Raw genomic sequence first — 17,205 nt, forward strand, 5'->3', positions numbered from 1 at the left:
TCGGTACTTTTTCCTCAGTGATGTGCCGAGATTTCCCAAGAATTGACTACCCATCAACGCGACATTAGGCTCCTATTCTTCGCTCAGCCGCAAAAGCTGCCTCAATGCAGAATTTTTTAGAATAACAGCAGGTTGATCTTGCCAGGGCATTTTACACATTGATGTTCTGTGGGCGCGGCCGATAAATCCGATAAAACGGATACTGAGCAAAAGAAACGACTATGGCCGAGTCAATTCACGATACGATAAAGAGTTCTCTCCAAGCAGCCGAAGGTCTGTATCACCGACTGGTATTGCTAGTCGGTGAGGCTGGTTCCGACAAAACGAAAGCCCTTCATGACGTCGCGGATGAGCTTGGCACCGAGGTTATTAATGTCAATCTGGTGCTCTCGAGCGAGTTGCTGGAGCTGACAGCTAAGCAATGGGCACTGCGCCTGCCGGAGATACTGGATCGTATCGTAGATAAAGTTCAATCGACCGTGGTGCTTGATAACCTCGAAATTCTGTTCGACAAGGAATTGAAACAAGATCCTTTACGGCTCTTACAGAGTATTTCTAGGAATCGCCCGATAGTAGCGTCTTGGAATGGGATAATAAAAGAAGGCAAGCTCATCTATGCTGAAATAGGCCATCCTGAATATCGGCGCTATGACATGGCTGACACATTGATCGTGAGCATGGATGGAACGGCGACAATCGACTTAGAAAAAAATAATTAGGGGACAGGGCAAGCGTGGTTAGTTTACAGGATAGGAAATGTGGACATATCAAAAACATACCTGTAGAGGAGGATCCAGGGAGGGCGCAACTCAAATACGGGGACCTTATCCAATTCGACCCAATAGAGTCTGTCGTTCAGTTGCGTGACGCGGACAAATCGAGCGCCGCGCACACCCTCGTGAACACCTATGTCATTTCCGAGGAAATGGCCGAACGACTCACCCAGCTTGTCATTCCTCAGATGCAGTTCGACCAGCCGGTCGACAACAAAGGCCTGCTGGTCGTCGGTAACTACGGCACCGGTAAATCGCACTTGATGTCGGTGGTCTCCAGCCTTGCCGCAGACGCCTCCCTGCTGGAAGGGCTGAACCACGCCGGTGTCCGCGATACAGCCTCTCAGATTGCCGGTCGATTCAAGGTCATCCGTACCGAGATCGGAGCCACCACCATGTCCCTGCGTGACATCCTGGTGGCTGAACTGGAAGAGCATCTCGAAAAGCTCGGTGTGGAGTATGTGTTCCCCGAGGCTGGCACCATCACCAGCCACAAACGGGCCTTCGAAGACATGATGGCCAAGTTCGGCGAGGTATTCCCCGAACATGGCCTGCTGCTGGTGGTCGATGAGCTGCTCGACTACCTGCGTACCCGCAAGGACCAGGAGCTGATCCTCGACCTCAACTTCCTCCGCGAGGTAGGGGAGGTCTGCAAGGATCTGCGCTTCCGCTTCATGGCCGGTGTCCAGGAAGCCATTTTCGACAGCCCACGCTTCGCCTTTGTTGCTGATAGCATTCGCCGGGTGAAGGACCGCTTCGAACAGATCCTCATTGCCCGCAACGATGTCAAATTCGTCGTGGCCGAGCGCCTGCTCAAGAAGACCACCGAGCAACAGGCCAAGATCCGCGACTACCTGATGCCCTTTGCCAAATACTACGGCGGGCTCAACGAGCGCATGGACGAGTTCGTCCGGCTCTTTCCGGTGCATCCCGATTACATCGACACCTTCGAGCGGGTCACCGTGGTGGAAAAGCGCGAGGTGCTCAAGACCCTGTCCATGGGCATGAAAGGCATTTTGGGCAAGGACGTGCCGCAGGACGAACCCGGTCTGATCGCATTCGACAGCTATTGGGGTACCCTCAAGCAGAACGCCTCCTTCCGCGCCATTCCCGAGATCCGGGCGGTCATCGATTGCAGCCAGGTGCTGGAATCCCGCATCGAAAACGCCATCACCCGAAAGCAATACAAGCCGATGGCGCTGCGCCTGATCCATGCGCTGTCCGTCCATCGCCTCACCACCGGCGACATCTATGCCCCCATGGGCGCGTCCGCCGAGGAACTGCGCGACCGCCTCTGCCTGTTCGATCCGCTGATCGCCGAGCTGGGAAGCGACGAGCCCGACAAGGACCTGCAGACCCATGTGGAAACGGTCCTGCGCGAGATCCACAAAACGGTCAGCGGCCAGTTCATCTCCTTCAATGCCGACAATCGCCAGTTCTACCTCGACCTGAAGAAGACCGACGACTTCGACGCCCTGATCGACAAACGGGCCGAAAGCCTGGGCCAGGCTCAGCTCGACCGCTTCTATTACGAGGCGCTCAAGCGGGTCATGGAATGCCAGGACGCCACCTATGTGACCGGCTACAAAATCTGGCAGCACGAACTGGTCTGGCAGGAGCACAAGGCCGCCCGCTCCGGCTACCTCTTTTTCGGGGCACCGAACGAGCGTTCCACCGCCGTGCCGCAGCGGGACTTTTACCTCTACTTCATCCAGCCCAACGATCCGCCGCGCTTCAAGGACGACAAGGTCAACGATGAGATCTTCTTCCGCCTGAAAGGCACCGACGAGGAATTCCAGACCGCGCTGAAGAGCTATGCGGCGGCCCTGGATCTTGCGGCCACCTCATCGGGCCACGCCAAGGCCACCTATGAATCGAAGGCCAACGGTTTCCTGAAGAAGCTGGTCCAGTGGCTGCAGAAGCACATGAGCGATGCTTTCGAGGTCACTTATCAGGGCCGCGCCAAGTCCATGACCGAATGGGCCAAGGGCAAATCGATCCGCGACCTGTCCGGCCTGTCGCCCCACGAGACCATCAACTTCCGCGACCTGGTCAACACCATCGCCGGTGTCTGTTTGGCTCCGAACTTCGAGAACCAGGCCCCGGACTATCCGTTCTTCTCGGTCCTGATCACCGGCAATAACCGCGCCCAGGCCGCGCAGGACGCCCTGCGGGCCATCGCCGGGCAGAACCGCACCAAGCAAGCCACCGCCGTGCTGGATGCCCTGGAGCTGCTGAACGGTGACAATTTCGCCGGGAGAGAAATTGGACGCCCGGAGGGCGCCCGCAGGGGAGCCGCCATGGATGGTGGCTATCAAAAGATCGACCCCTACAAGTCGAAGTACACCAAGTTCATTCTCGATACCGTCAAGGCCAAGGGGCACGGCCAGGTAGTCAACCGCAGCGAGATCATCCAGGACGACCACGGTCTGGAATACATGAACCCGGGCGGTTCGCGCCTGGAACCCGAATGGGTGAGTGTCCTGGTGGCTGCCCTGGTCTACTCCGGCGACATCGTGCTCGCCATCCCGGGCAAAAAGTTTGACGCCACCGGACTACAGCAGCTTGCCGCGACCGGCATGGACGAGCTGGTCCGCTTCAAGCACCTGGAGCAGCCCAAGGAATGGAACCTGCCCGCGCTCAAAGCGCTGTTCGAACTGCTCGGCATGACGCCGGGCATGGCCCAGCTCGTCACCCAGGGCAAGGACGAGCCGGTGCAGAACCTGCAACAAGCGGTGGGCAAGATCGTCAAGCGCATCGTCATGACCCAGCAGACCCTGCGCGAAGGGCTCTCATTCTGGGGGCAAAATATGGTTCTGGGTTCTGGCTTGGGTGTTCAGGGTTCGGAGAACTCAGAACCGGGAACTCAGAACTCAGAACTCGAAAACGCGAAAGCGTTTTTCGAATCGCTCCAGGCCTATTCCTCGCCGGGTAAGCTGAAAAACTTCCGCTACAGCGCTCCCGAAGTGCTGGCCCACGAAAAGGCCGTGAAGGCCCTGGATGAGCTGGACGCCCTGCGCGAGTTCATCATGGACCACAGCCCGACGGCGTCCTGGCTTGCTACGGCTGAAGCCTCCGCAAGCCGCGGTTCCGAGTTCCGGGTTACGGGTTCCGAGTCAAAACCCCAAGGACTGGATCTCTGGGTTGATCAAGTGAAGGCCATCCGGGGCGATGTTTTGGATTCCATCAACTCGGAACTCAAAACTCAGAACCCGCAACTCGCGCGCCTTTCGTCCGAAGTCGGCGAAAAACTGAAAAAGCTCAAACGCGACTACATCAACCAATACATCTCCCTCCACGCGCGCGCCCGGCTGGGGGTGAACGACGACAAGCGCAAGGCAGGCCTGCTCAACGACCAGCGGCTGCAAACCCTGCTCAAGTTGGCCGGTATCGACCTGATGCCTCGGCAGCAGCTCACCGATTACCAGAACCGCCTGGCCGGGCTGAAGAGCTGCTTCGCCCTGACTGAACAGAATCTGGAGACCACACCGGCTTGTCCGCATTGCCAATTTCGGCCTGCGGCGGAAATTGGAGTTCTGGGTTCTGGGTTCGGAGTTTCTGGTTCGCAGCAACTCGACCAGATGGATGAGCAGTTGGATAAGATCATCGAACAGTGGACCAAGACCCTGCTGAATAACCTCGACGATCCGATGACTCAGGCAAATGTGAACGAGCTACTGCATGAAGACGACAAGCAGATTGTTAAGGCTTTCATGGATTCAAAGGAACTGCCCGACCCGGTTGATGGCAATTTTGTGCAGACCTTGAAAACCATCCTCGCCGGTTTGCAGAAGGTGTCGGTCAAAAAAGCAGATTTGTTGAAAATCGTCTCCGACCTTGGTCCATCTACGCCAAATGAAATCAAGCAAGCAGTCAGTGACTACGTGGACAGCCTTACCAAAGGCAAAGACCAGAACAAAGTCCGCATTGTCCTGGAGTAACCGCCATGAGTGCATTTCAGCGATTTGAGGACATAGAAGCCTGGCAAAAGGCCCGAGAACTGACAAAGGCGATTTACGCCCTGTCAAACGATGGCCAGTTTTCTCGTGATTTCGGTCTGCGAGATCAAGTCCGCCGGGCATCGGTTTCCATCATGTCCAACATCGCTGAAGGCTTCGGCAGAGGCGGCAATAAGGAATTCATCCAGTTCCTTTCAACTGCCAAAGGATCAGCATCCGAAGTCCAAGCCCAGCTCTACGTCGCCCTCGACGCTGGCTACATAAACCAAGATCAATTCCAAAAACTCTATTCGGAAACCGAAGCAACGGCGCGGATGATCGCTGGACTGTTGCGGTATTTACAGAACAGCGACTTCAAGGGAGCCAAGTACAAATGAAACAGGACGAGCTTTTCAACTCAGAACACAGAACCCAGAACACAGAACCGCAACCGGTCACCTGTCTCGGCATCGAATTCCCAAGTGATGAAGCGCGACGCCAACACTTCACCGAGCTACTACGCGACCGGTTGCGCAACCCAGAGTTCCGCAAGATCGAAGGTTTTCCCATCGGCAGCGACGAGGACATCCTGAACCTGAGCGATCCGCCGTATTACACCGCCTGTCCGAATCCATGGATGGCCGACTTCATCGCAGAATGGGAGGCTCAGAAGCCGGAGCAGCCTGAAGGCCACCACTACCACCGTGAGCCTTTTGCGGCAGACGTGAGCGAGGGGAAAAACGACCCGATTTATCGAATCCCAAGTTACCACACAAAGGTTCCACCAAAGGCCATCGAAAACTACATCCTTCATTACACCGAACCCGGTGACATCGTGCTGGATGCATTTTGCGGAACAGGCATGACCGGGGTAGCCAGCCTTCTCTGCAAACCTGCTAAGCGTAATGCAATTCTGATCGATTTGTCGCCAACAGCAACTTTCACGGCCTCCATAATGAATTCCCCAATCCTTAATGACCTATCGAAAGGGCAAAAAGGGAGGTTGGGGGAATTTGTAACAAAGAAATTATTACCACTCTATCAAACAGAATGGGATGGAAAGAAGCAGCCGTTTGATTATGCAATTTGGAGTGATTGGGGCGAGTGCTCCGAGTGCGCTGAAACTTTCAGACTTTTTGATGTGGTTATTGATTTTCAGAATTCAAAAATGCGCCCTGAATACGAGTGTCCAAAATGTGGAGCTGCTCTGAGGTCTGACTCACAGAAAAAAGCTTTTAGCACTGATTTCGATCCATGGCTAAATAAGCCAGTGCGGATTGCAAAAAATACGATGGTTATGCTTTCTAAAAAGGTTGGTAACCGAGCAATTAGAAGGACGGTAACAGATAAAGATAAGTTACTCGCTAATGAAATCGGGAACCGTCCTGTTGATCAAACACCGATGGAGCTACCGTACTCTCATATGACCCATGAGAGAAACAATTTACCCGAGTATTGGGGGATCACGCACATACACCATTTTTATACACGGCGCAATTACTATGCAATCTCAAGGGTTGCAGCTATCGATGACCAGGTACTTAGAAAAGCTGGCTTATTCGCAGTAATAACGTCACTTGAAAACAATGCCACAAGACGTAATCGTTTCTATGTGGATTCCCGTCGCCCAAATGGCTCTCCGGTAGGCCCCCTTTCCAACACGCTCTATGTTCCAACAGTCCAAGTGGAAACCAACATAGGGATGAAAATCCTATCTGTTTTGCGTGACACGAGTAAGAACAAAAGTGGTTGGCCTCGCGGCCGTTCATTAGTTTCTACTCAAAGCGCGACTCAGCTTAACAACATACCTGACAATTCAGTTGACTTTGTTTTCACCGATCCACCTTTCGGAGGGAACATTAACTACTCCGAACAAAACATCCTTGCTGAATGGTGGCTGCGACTTTTTACAAACAATGAATCAGAGGCAATTACAAATAGTGTTCAAAAAAAAGGACTGCCCGAATACCAAGCTCTCATGACACAATGTTTCAAGGAGTATTACCGCGTCCTAAAACCAGGACGGTGGATGGTCGTTGAATTCCATAATTCCTCAAATGGGATATGGTCTGCTATTCAACAAGCACTTGAGGCATCTGGATTTGTAGTCGCTACCGTAGCGGTTTTAGACAAGATACATTCTACTCTTCACCAGGATCACAAGGCTGCTGCTGTCGACAAAGATCTGGCCATCACCGTCTATAAGCCAAACGGAGGTCTTGAGCACCGCTTCGAGATGTCTGCTGGATCTGCGGATGGAGCGTGGGATTTTATTCGAACACACTTGGATCAGTTACCGGTCTTTATGTCAAAAGACGGCCAGGCCGAGGTCATAGCAGAACGACAAAACTATCTTCTTTTCGATCGCATGGTTGCGTTTCATGTCCAGCGAGGGGCTACGGTGCCACTTTCTGCTGCAGAGTTCTATGCTGGACTATCTCAACGCTACTCAGAGCGTGATGGCATGTTTTTTACGCCGGAACAAGTTGCCGAGTATGACAGAAAAAGAATGACTGTGCGGGAAGTTCTTCAGCTCCAACTGTTTGTTACGGACGAGTCGTCGGCCATTCAATGGTTAAAGCAACAGCTCTCAAAAAGAACTCAAACTTTCCAAGAACTACATCCGCAATTTCTTAAAGAAATTGGCGGCTGGCAAAAGCATGAGAAATCACTAGAACTATCTGTTCTCCTTGAGCAAAACTTCCTGCGTTACGATGGCAAAAGCCCTGTGCCCGAACAGATCCACGCCTACCTTTCCACCAACTGGAAAGAGCTGCGCAATCTTCCCAAGGATGATCCGACCCTGGTCGCTAAGGCCCGCGACCGCTGGTATGTGCCCGACCCCAACAAGGCAGGCGACTTGGAGAAGCTGCGCGAGAAGGCGCTGCTCAAGGAGTTCGAGGAATACAAAGAGGTCAAGAAGAAGCTCAAGGTCTTCCGCCTGGAAGCTGTCCGCGCCGGATTCAAGAAAGCCTGGCAGGAACGTGACTACGCCGTCATCGTCGCCGTGGCCGACAAGATCCCCAACAACGTCCTGGAAGAAGATCCCAAGCTGCTCATGTGGTACGACCAGGCGGTCACAAGAATAGGCGATCGTGAGGGGTACTCAGTATGAAGGTGAATGTAGGTACTGTTCGAAGCGATCATACTGGGTTTAACAGTATTGCCTACATAGCTGAACAGACGCGTGGCGTTTTATTTGATTCTGTCGAGCTAGATTTTTCCTATTGTGGTTTTTTTGAAGCAAATATGGCTGCGCCATTGTATGCAGTTGTTTCAAGGATTCGAGACGAATTAAATGATGTTTCCTTAACCAACCTAACGCCTTCTTTGGAAACAATTCTCAGAAAAAACCATTTTCTGACTAAATTCCAAAAGACTTCTCTGATAGACACGAATCATACAACTGTTCCATTTAAAATATTCAAGCTTCAAGCTGGCGAGCAATTTTTCGAATATCTTGAATCCTACATGGACGGAAAAGGAATCCCTACTATGTCAGAAATTCTGACTAAGCGCTTTCGACAGAGTCTTTTTGAGATATTCCAGAATGCGGCGATTCATTCCAAGTCATCGTCTGGGGTTTTTACTTGCGGCCAATTTTTTCCTCAGAAGCATCGACTTGATTTCACGATTGCCGATGCGGGAGTCGGTATACGAGACAATGTTCGTCAATATACAGGAAATACAAAGATGAATTCCTGTATGGCCATAGGGTGGGCCTTAACTGAAGGCAATACTACAAAGACAGGCGATCAACCTGGCGGTCTTGGACTGAAGCTGCTCAAAGATTTTATTTGGATGAACAAAGGAAAGCTTCAAATTGTTTCCCGCTATGGTTACTACGAATTCTCTGCTACTGGAGAAAACTGCTTAAAGCTGGATCATGATTTTCCTGGGACATGCGTGAACATTGAAATTAATACACAAGATACAAGTAGTTACTACCTTAAATCCGAGTTGAGCAGTGACGATATTTTTTGAATTTTGGAGTTCACAATGAACAATCGCATAACTATCAGAGTAGTAGACCTTATTGGATCGCAGCTTTGTATTTCTGCCGAAGATGGACAGAAAGTGTTTGATAAGGTGTTGCCTCTTTTAAAGGATGGCAAACCAGTGACCATTTCGTTTGATCATGTGAGTATGGTGATTTCACTCTTTCTTAATGTTGCCATTGGCCAACTGTATGGCTCGTTCAGTGAGGATGAAGTAAGAGCTCTGATCAAGGTTGAAGGTCTCTCCGGAGACGACATGGAGCTTCTGAAACGTGTTGTTGACAATGCTAAGAAGTATTATTCGAACCCCAAAGGTTATGATGCAGCATGGCAAGAAGAAGGGGGCGAAGATGAACAATAAGGCCTACGACCTTGCTTCTTATGCATTTTCATCCGGGGAACAGATTTTGGTAGATACCAATATCTGGCTTTACCTATTTCCAGCTCCGGGAAATCCCCAACAAGTTTTCGCGGGACAATATTCGACCGCTTTTTCGAGGCTTGTCATCGCCCAAGCACAGCCTGTACTTGATCCCATGGTGTTGAGCGAATATTTGAACCGATATTGCCGAATCGAATGGGAAGGAAACTTTAAATCTCAATATCGGACATTTAAGCAATTTAGGCAATCTGTGGATTTTGGGCCAGTAGTTTCATCTGCCCACGCATTTGCAGCAAAGATCTTAAGTTTTTGCCAAATCCATTCTGTGTCTGCTGATGAACTGGATCTAAATCAGGCATTAACAGATTTTAAATCCGGGCAGGTTGATTTCAATGATGCGATTCTCATTGATATCTGCAAGAAACGAAATTTGAAGTTGATGACCAACGATGCAGACTTTCAATATGGGGGCATTGAAGTACTGACAACGAATCCCCGATTGCTAAAAGCTTGTTTCTGAGAATTCATTGTGGAAATACTACCCTGGCAATACAGCACCGTTCATAACAGCGCCTGTAAGGTCATCGAAGAACAGACCTTATGGGGGCAAACGGTGTGCCGTGTCTGGTTGCCGAACCAGGACGCGGTGGTGCGCGTGCCCCGCTCCGCTTTGCGGCCGCTGAGTGCCGACCTGCAGCCGGATATCGAGACCGGACGTATTGCCTATGTGGCCGCTGCAGCCAAGGTGGCGGAGGTGCTCGAAGGCTCCACCAGCGCCACTGACGGTCATGTATTGCTGGCTCCCATGGAGTCCAATGTTATCCCGCTGCCGCACCAGATCCACGCCTTGTCCCGGGCTATCTCCGGCGACCGTGTGCGCTACCTGTTGGCCGACGAGGTGGGCCTCGGCAAGACCATCGAGGCCGGTCTAGTCATGCGCGAGCTCAAGCTGCGCGGACTGGTTCGGCGAATCCTGGTCGTCTCTCCCAAAGGCATCGCTACCCAGTGGGTGGCGGAAATGCAGACCCATTTCAACGAACAGTTCCAGCTCGTACTGGGCGACGACATCGGCACCTTGCAGCGTCTGGCTACAGGCACGGACCAGCGGAACTCAGCCTGGTCGATGTTCGATCAGGTCATCGTTTCCCTGGATTCGGTCAAGCCCATGGACAAGCGGCGCGGTTGGACCGCCGAGCGCGTTGCCGACTACAACCGCAGCCGGTTCGAAGATCTGATTACCGCCGGTTGGGATCTGGTGGTGGTGGACGAAGCGCACCGCCTGGGCGGCAGCACAGATCAGGTCGCCCGCTACAAGCTCGGCAAGGGGCTGGCGGAGGCCGCGCCCTATGTGCTGCTCCTTTCGGCGACTCCCCACCAGGGGAAGACCGATGCCTTCCATCGCCTGATGAACCTGCTGGATGACGAGGCCTTTCCGGATATGGACAGCGTCTCCCGTGAGCGGGTGGCCCCGTATGTCATCCGCACCGAGAAGCGCAAGGCCATCGATGCCGACGGCAAGCCGCTCTTCAAACCCCGGCGCACGCAGATGGCCCCGGTGGCCTGGGAGAGCCGCCATCACCTGCAGCAGCTCCTTTATGAGGCAGTGACCGACTATGTGCGCGAGGGCTACAACCAGGCCCTGCGCGAGAAGAAGCGCCACATCGGCTTTTTGATGATCCTGATGCAGCGTCTGGTGGTCTCCAGCGCCCGGGCGATCCGCACCACGCTGGAACGGAGGCTCGCGGTGCTCAAGGAAGGCGAACAGCAAGCCAGCCTGCGCCTGGCGGAGTTGGAAAACGGCGCGGAGGGATCGGAAAGCCCAGACGATGAAATGGCCGAGCTCTACGACATGGACGGCCAGGAGCTGCTCGATGAGCTGCTGAAATCTCATGTGTCGGCTCTGCAGAGCGAAGGCAGCCATGTGGAGACCCTGCTCGATGCGGCGGTTCGCTGTGAACAAGCGGGACCGGACGCCAAGGCCGAGGCGTTGATTGAGTGGATCTACGAGCTGCAGGCCGAGGAAAACGAGCCGGACCTGAAGGTGTTGATCTTCACCGAGTTCGTACCGACTCAGCAGATGCTGAAGGAGTTTCTGGAAGCCCGGGGCATCTCGGTCGTTACCCTGAACGGCTCCATGGATATGGAGGAACGCAAGCAGGCCCAGGACGCCTTCCGCAAATCGCACCGCGTGCTGGTTTCCACCGATGCGGGTGGTGAGGGCCTGAACCTGCAGTTCGCCCATGTCATCATCAACTACGACATCCCCTGGAACCCGATGCGGCTGGAACAGCGAATCGGCCGCGTGGATCGTATCGGGCAGCCCAAGATGGTGCGGGCGATCAGTTTCGTCTTTGAAGATTCGGTCGAGTTTCGCGTTCGCGAAGTGTTGGAACAGAAGCTCTCGGTAATCTTTGAAGAGTTCGGCATCGATAAGACCGGTGACGTGCTTGACTCAGCTCAGGCCGGCGAGTTGTTCGAGGATGTGTTCGCGCAGGCGTTCGCCAACCCTGATGGTATCGATGCCTCTGTCGATCATACGATGGCTCGGCTTCGGGATGAGATTCAGCAGGTGCGGGAGTCCTCCGCCATCTATGGCATTTCCGAAGAGCCGGATGTGCAAACTGCTGAGCGTCTGCGTTCCCATCCGCTGCCCCACTGGGTGGAACGGATGACGGTGGGCTATCTCAATTCCCACGGCGGTGCGGCCAGCCGCAAGCGCTCCTGGTGGGATCTGAATTGGCCGGACGGTCAGGAATACCGCAAGGCCGTGTTCAACGCCCGGGAAGCGGAGCACCTGACCGACGCAACTCTACTCAATCTTGAGAACGGCCGCGTCCGTGGGCTGGCCCTAAACCTGCCGCAGCTCGCGGCTAGCCAACCTTTGCCTTGCGTAAGCGTGAGTGGGCTGCCAGCCAGCATCTCTGGGCTCTGGGGGCTCTTTGAGATCCGTCTTCAGGCAGGAATGCACCAGAAGACACAACTCCTGCGCATCCCCAGGGTGCGACGCGGCTATGTCAGTGTGTTTCTGAGCGAGGAAGGCAAACTGTTTCTGCCCACGGCTCGGCATATCTGGGATGCGCTGCATACCGCTGAAGCCCAGGTGCAGGCAACCCTTGGCCAGGATGAATCCATTACCGCCCATGAGAGCCTGCAGATTGCTGCCGAACAGGCCGGACAGGAGCTGTTCGACGCCCTGCAGCAGGCACACCTCGCCTCTGTGGCTCGCGAGGAGGAACGCGGAGTCGTCTCCTTTGCCTCGCGCCGCAAGGCCATCGAACGGGTTGGATTGCCGGAGGTGCGGCAATTCAGGCTGTCCCGTTGCAATGCGGACGAATCCGAGTGGCGGCATGAACTGCAATCGGCAAGGCAGATCGTGCCGGAAATCCGGTCGCTGCTGATGCTGCGGATCATCAAGGGAGGTGCTCAATGAGTAGTTGGCGAGACGCCATCTTGAACGACTTTGTACCCAACGTCAGCAAGCTGACCCTGGTCGCGGACCCGGATTGCCTGTTGACCGAGGAAAAGCTGGCCTTGGAACTTCGCGGGCGCGGATTCGATTTGATCGAGTTCAGTGACCCGGTCGAATTTAGATACGCCTATGAGTCCAAGTACCGTTCGATCTGGGACCGGGGTGAGCACACCGATCTGGTGGTGGCCCTTCGCTTGCAGAATGCGGAGCTGGAGTCACTGCCATACGACCTGCTCCAGGCGGGCCGGAAGCTGTCGTTCAACCTGGGGAATCTCTTCCCCGATCTGAGCTACCCGGTCATTGAGAAGCTCGACCGGAGTTTGTTGGATTCGCTTTTTAAAGCCCAGCGCAAATCGCCGCCGGATCGAATGGGTGACAATGCCACTAAGGACTTCATCCTGCGACATGTGTTTGGTATTGCGCCTGAATTGATGGTGAGTGAGGTGGAACTCTTAAGATCGCTGCTCCGCTTGCATTACGGCAAAGTCCAGCTTCCTCGTATCTTATCTGATCGGCTTGTGCAGGTGCTTAAGGGGCAGGGTGCTTTCCTTACTTGGCCGCTAGATGAGATCATGCCGGACGAAGAAGCTTTTTTTGCCTTTCTCCAGGAACGCTGGCCAGTGTTTTTGAGCAAGCTTGATGCGGGCAATGAAGTGCGAGAAAGATCGCTTAAGGAAATCCTCAACTATCCGGGGCCTAGCGTGCTTCCTTTTGATCATCAGGACATCAGAGTCTATATGGGCAATCTGTTTATTGAAGGGAAACTTACGCCAATTCAGAAGCCAGAGGTTGCTATTGATGCCGGGTCCTGGATTCGTTGTGGTGTTATCGAAGCCAGCGCCGGTGATGACGAAATGCGCATTTCCCGTCTTTTCGGGCTGGTGGAGAAGGGCCTGCCTACATCGGAATCCCGGTATTCAGATTGGATCACCTTTGCGCTGAAATGGGCCGAGTTATCTGCCTTGGTTCATTGTGGCTCCAACAGAGAGGATAAAGCTCGGCTTCTGCAAACCGGCAATGCGCTGAATGCCACCTTTGCCCGGTGGCTGAGTATCCACTATGCCAGCCTTATTAATCTGCCTCCGAACAACCCGGCGATGGTGCACCATGTGCCACGGCGTTTAGCCCGGGATCTGGAAAATGCCAAGAATAGCCGCGTTGCTTTGCTGGTGGTTGATGGGTTAGCGCTGGATCAATGGGCCACCATTCGCCCGATCCTCCAAGAGCGGGACCGCAGCCTTATTATGCGCGAGTCGGCGGCCTTCGCCTGGATTCCCACGCTGACTTCCGTGTCCCGGCAAGCGATTTTTTCCGGCAAGCCACCGCTCTATTTTCCGTCATCCATTAAGTCGACCCATAATGAAGAAAAGCTCTGGAAGCAGTTCTGGGAAGGGGTTGGGTTTTCTCGTCTGGATATTGCCTACCAGCGCGGCCTTGGCGACGGTGATGCTGCGGGCGTCCTCGACTCGGCAATCCACCCTGGGAAGACCAAGGTGGTGGGGCTGGTCGTGGACAAGGTCGACAAGATCATGCACGGCATGCAGCTTGGCTCGGCCGGGATGCACAACCAGATCAAGCAGTGGTGCCGGGGTGGTTTCCTCGGATCACTCATCGGCTACTTACTTGATCACGGCTATGAAGTTTGGATGACATCCGACCACGGTAATATCGAGTGCCAGGGCAAGGGTCGTCCCTCTGAAGGAGTCACCGCTGAAACCCGCGGTGAACGGGTTCGGGTTTATCCCACTGCGGAATTGCGGGCTCAAGTGGCCAGCAAATTTTCTTTTGCCCATGAATGGTTGCCAGTAGGGCTACCATCAGATTATTTCCCGCTTGTTGCCGGTGGCAGCAACGCATTTGCCACCCCTAACGAAGCCATTGTCGGCCATGGTGGAATTGCCCTTGAGGAAGTTATCGTGCCCTTGGTTAAATTTGAGAGGAAAACACGGTGATGGGAAAACGGCACGAGGTCATTGGTATCAAACAGGCCATTCGCTATGAATGGATGCAAAAAGCCGCTCACCTCCTTCTTGCCGGGCTGGATGCTAAGACTATTCGACAGGAACTCCATGACTACTTGAGTGATCGCATGGGCAGCGGTGTGCGTGCAGAACGCAGTACAGAAGCGAGGTCATTCGCTGTCACGATTTTAATGAACATATGGGTTACCCCCGACCCGGTATTGGACACATTGAGAAATGATGCTCTGCTCTATCTGGCACAGGGCCGAAGCGCTGAACTTGCGGTCCACTGGTCGATGATCAGCGCGGCGTACCCCTTTTGGTTCAATGTGGCGCGCCAAACAGGACGTTTGCTAGCGCTCCAAAATCAGGTCACGATGAAACAGGTCTCTAGGCGTTTGATTGAGGTCTACGGTGAGCGCCAAACCGTGAGCCGCAATGCTCAGTTTGTCGTTCGCTCTTTCGCTTTCTGGGGCGTTCTCAAAGATATTGCACAGCAAGGTTGCTATCAAAAAATAGTATCAACGCCTATTTCCGATCTTAACTTAGTATCTTTAATGCTCGAGGCAGCCCTACATGCCATCCCCAAGGGCAAGGGAACTTTAGACCTGTTATTAAATAACCCGGCATTCTTTCCATTCCAGCTCCCGCTGATGACAGGCGACTTTATCGGACAGCGTAGGGAGCATATTGAGATAATCCGCTATGGGTTGGATGATGAGCTGTTGATGCTGAAGAAAAAACAAGGAGAGCGCTAAAAACTGGGCGGTTATCAGGCAAGGCAGCTTATTGTGGGCTGTTGCACTTATCAATCGGCATAAGCAGATATTGGGTGTGGATCGTTTGGAAAGAGCGTCTTCTGAGTACTATGGAGCCTTGGAAGCTATAGGGATGTAGCCTCCAGAGTGGACTGAAAGCGGGTGGCAAGGGGCAGGCGCGGGCCGTTACCGGTAAGGGGTTATAGAGGTTAAAGAAGGTTAGCGGTACAAAGCAATAAGGAAAAATTAAAGCAAAGACAAAGGGTTAATTAGGGAAATAACCTCAGAAGGGTTGTTCAAAGGTCAACCATTGGTCGTCCACAAGTCAAGTTTCAGTAGCTCAACAGTCAAGCCAGGTAGCCCAAAGGTCAACGCTTGGTAGCTCAAAGGTCATGTTTTCTTCTCTGCTCTCACCACATAGACAAGATTGCCTTCTATTCGCCAGTCGCTCAGAAAGCCCACTGCCTGGAGTTCGTTAAGGGCCCCTTTAAGATTAGCATAGACAAGATTGCCTTCTATTCGCCAGTCGCTCAGAAAGCCCACTGCCTGGAGTTCGTTAAGGGCCCCTTTAAGATTAGCTTTGAAAGTTTTCAAGAGACCGTCAGCGCTGCCAGACCCTTTCCATAGGTCTCCACCTTCATCGGATAGGGTCGAGCATGGCCTAGAATAAAGGCCATGCAGCCACTTGGCTATGGGGCCAAGCTGGTGTCTCATCTCCCATTCAAGCCGAGTGTAGTGGACATCCCCAAACAAGACCACCATCTCCGATGAAATCCAAACTTTCCAAGGCCCTCCGCCGTGAGCCCGCCCGAATTTTTGGATAAGAGGTAGAGTCACGCTTTTCCCTAGCCGGTGACTACTGACGGTCAAGGCTGTGGCGACCATGCGCTCTAGACTGATTTGAAGCCGCTGGTAGCTTTGCCCTTTGATGGCCCAACCCACTCCTTTAAGTAGGGCGTAGGGTTTGAACTCCACACACTTACCGAGTGGTCGCGCCTTAGCTTCATGCATGATTTGGAGCCATACATCTTCATCATCCTGGCGCAGCTCTTGCCCGCGGTAACTGATACGGCCATCTCCCACGACCACAATCGGCACGCCTTCCAAGTAAGCTCTGGCCTGTTTCTTGTTCTTTACCGAAAAGAGCGCCGAGCGAACCATCTCATTAGGGACACCGCGTTGTTGCCCTTTGTCCCAACAAGGGAGCAAGGGGATGATTTTAGCCGTTTCTGCTTCTCTCTTGGCTTTGGCTTCACGACGAGTTTTGGCTTCTTGTGCCATCCGAGCGATTTTGTTCGTGATATGCTCCACAGCTTTCTCCAGGCTGCTATTGCCGGTGGTTTTCCTAAGCGTACAGGGAAGACCGGCTTGAGGAAAGATGAGCAGGGGGTATATAACTCCATCGCGCCGCTTCGCCCCAACTTTCCTCGCCTTGTTAGAGGGTGGTATAAGGAGAGACATGATAGTCAATAAGGCGCCTTGTCCATAGGCCTGGTAAATGCGGCAGGCCAGATCCAAGGCCGCTAGGTTTTGTCGTCATGAGATATTGGCCTAAATAGCGATGCAGCGAATTTGGATGGCGGCGAGGAATGAGCGATGCCGCGCCATCGCTTGAGGTGCAAGAAAGCGTTGCTGCTATCTATCGAGAAAAGGCTTCGGGAGCTAGAGCCGATCGTCCAGAGCTGCAGCGCATGATTTCTGATTTGCAGCCTGGTGAGCTCGTAGTTTCTGAAAGAATCGACCGTATTAGCCGCCACTGCCCCAGGCCCAAGCCCTTATAGATACTATCCATGCAAAAAGCGCTAAGCTATCAATTCCTGGTGTTTTCGACTTTTCTGATCTGGTAGAGGAGTCGGAAGGAATAACAAAGATAGTTCTTAAGTCAGTGCAAGAAATGCTGCTGAAATTAGCTTTACAGATGGCTAG

The 17,205-nt window shown here is 53.3% G+C and carries 12 protein-coding genes; 11 read left to right on the forward strand and 1 reads right to left on the reverse strand.

Features of this window, described 5'->3' with window-relative positions:
* The first annotated feature begins 221 nt into the window (after nt 1–221).
* The 10 genes from brxF to NWAT_RS00275 are packed head-to-tail and all read left to right on the forward strand — an operon-like array spanning nt 222 to nt 15,279.
* Nucleotides 222–719, forward strand: coding sequence for a BREX-3 system P-loop-containing protein BrxF (gene brxF, locus NWAT_RS00230; RefSeq protein ID WP_013219147.1), 498 nt, complete (start codon nt 222–224; stop codon nt 717–719).
* Between the two features lie 14 nt (nt 720–733).
* The gene (locus NWAT_RS00235) at nt 734–4,714 is read left to right on the forward strand and encodes a DUF6079 family protein (RefSeq protein ID WP_013219148.1); all 3,981 of its coding nucleotides are present in this window, start codon (nt 734–736) and stop codon (nt 4,712–4,714) included.
* A 5-nt stretch (nt 4,715–4,719) separates the two neighbouring features.
* On the forward strand, nt 4,720–5,109 hold the full coding sequence (locus NWAT_RS00240; protein ID WP_013219149.1) for a four helix bundle protein: 390 nt from the start codon (nt 4,720–4,722) through the stop codon (nt 5,107–5,109).
* Nucleotides 5,106–7,826 (forward strand): DNA methyltransferase, encoded by a 2,721-nt coding sequence (locus NWAT_RS00245; protein WP_013219150.1) that lies wholly within the window; start codon nt 5,106–5,108, stop codon nt 7,824–7,826. Before NWAT_RS00240 ends, NWAT_RS00245 begins: the two co-directional genes overlap by 4 nt.
* Nucleotides 7,823–8,695, forward strand: coding sequence for an ATP-binding protein (locus tag NWAT_RS00250; protein ID WP_013219151.1), 873 nt, complete (start codon nt 7,823–7,825; stop codon nt 8,693–8,695). The genes NWAT_RS00245 and NWAT_RS00250 overlap by 4 nt, the downstream gene beginning before the upstream one ends.
* A gap of 15 nt (nt 8,696–8,710) precedes the next feature.
* Complete coding sequence (locus NWAT_RS00255) at nt 8,711–9,070, forward strand: STAS-like domain-containing protein (protein WP_013219152.1); 360 nt, start codon at nt 8,711–8,713, stop codon at nt 9,068–9,070.
* Entirely contained in the window at nt 9,060–9,611 is a 552-nt protein-coding gene (locus NWAT_RS00260) for a type II toxin-antitoxin system VapC family toxin (RefSeq protein ID WP_013219153.1), read from the forward strand. The genes NWAT_RS00255 and NWAT_RS00260 overlap by 11 nt, the downstream gene beginning before the upstream one ends.
* Nucleotides 9,612–9,620: 9 nt before the next feature.
* Nucleotides 9,621–12,521 (forward strand): DEAD/DEAH box helicase, encoded by a 2,901-nt coding sequence (locus NWAT_RS00265; RefSeq protein ID WP_013219154.1) that lies wholly within the window; start codon nt 9,621–9,623, stop codon nt 12,519–12,521.
* Nucleotides 12,518–14,512 (forward strand): BREX-3 system phosphatase PglZ, encoded by a 1,995-nt coding sequence (pglZ, locus tag NWAT_RS00270; RefSeq protein ID WP_013219155.1) that lies wholly within the window; start codon nt 12,518–12,520, stop codon nt 14,510–14,512. The genes NWAT_RS00265 and pglZ overlap by 4 nt, the downstream gene beginning before the upstream one ends.
* A complete protein-coding gene (locus NWAT_RS00275) occupies nt 14,512–15,279 on the forward strand; it encodes a hypothetical protein (protein WP_013219156.1) in 768 nt (255 codons plus the stop codon). The genes pglZ and NWAT_RS00275 overlap by 1 nt, the downstream gene beginning before the upstream one ends.
* 390 nt (nt 15,280–15,669) lie before the next feature.
* On the opposite strand, the gene trfA is transcribed toward NWAT_RS00275, so the two are convergent.
* Nucleotides 15,670–16,740 (reverse strand): plasmid replication initiator TrfA, encoded by a 1,071-nt coding sequence (gene trfA, locus NWAT_RS00280; protein WP_083781412.1) that lies wholly within the window; start codon nt 16,738–16,740, stop codon nt 15,670–15,672.
* Nucleotides 16,741–16,868: 128 nt separating this feature from the next.
* On the opposite strand from trfA, the gene NWAT_RS17215 reads away from it, so the two are divergent.
* The gene (locus tag NWAT_RS17215; RefSeq protein ID WP_049772886.1) at nt 16,869–17,060 is read left to right on the forward strand and encodes a recombinase family protein; all 192 of its coding nucleotides are present in this window, start codon (nt 16,869–16,871) and stop codon (nt 17,058–17,060) included.
* Nucleotides 17,061–17,205 lie beyond the last annotated feature (145 nt).

It is taken from the genome of Nitrosococcus watsonii C-113, from assembly GCF_000143085.1.
GTDB lineage: Bacteria > Pseudomonadota > Gammaproteobacteria > Nitrosococcales > Nitrosococcaceae > Nitrosococcus > Nitrosococcus watsonii.

Excerpts from the sequence above, each read along its gene's own strand:
- brxF (WP_013219147.1), top strand. The coding sequence starts at position 222 with ATGGCCGAGTCAATTCACGATACGATAAAGAGTTCTCTCCAAGCAGCC.
- NWAT_RS00240 (WP_013219149.1), top strand. The coding sequence starts at position 4,720 with ATGAGTGCATTTCAGCGATTTGAGGACATAGAAGCCTGGCAAAAGGCC.
- NWAT_RS00245 (WP_013219150.1), top strand. The coding sequence starts at position 5,106 with ATGAAACAGGACGAGCTTTTCAACTCAGAACACAGAACCCAGAACACA.
- NWAT_RS00250 (WP_013219151.1), top strand. The coding sequence starts at position 7,823 with ATGAAGGTGAATGTAGGTACTGTTCGAAGCGATCATACTGGGTTTAAC.
- NWAT_RS00255 (WP_013219152.1), top strand. The coding sequence starts at position 8,711 with ATGAACAATCGCATAACTATCAGAGTAGTAGACCTTATTGGATCGCAG.
- NWAT_RS00260 (WP_013219153.1), top strand. The coding sequence starts at position 9,060 with ATGAACAATAAGGCCTACGACCTTGCTTCTTATGCATTTTCATCCGGG.
- pglZ (WP_013219155.1), top strand. The coding sequence starts at position 12,518 with ATGAGTAGTTGGCGAGACGCCATCTTGAACGACTTTGTACCCAACGTC.
- NWAT_RS00275 (WP_013219156.1), top strand. The coding sequence starts at position 14,512 with ATGGGAAAACGGCACGAGGTCATTGGTATCAAACAGGCCATTCGCTAT.
- trfA (WP_083781412.1), bottom strand. The coding sequence starts at position 16,740 with ATGTCTCTCCTTATACCACCCTCTAACAAGGCGAGGAAAGTTGGGGCG.
- NWAT_RS17215 (WP_049772886.1), top strand. The coding sequence starts at position 16,869 with ATGAGCGATGCCGCGCCATCGCTTGAGGTGCAAGAAAGCGTTGCTGCT.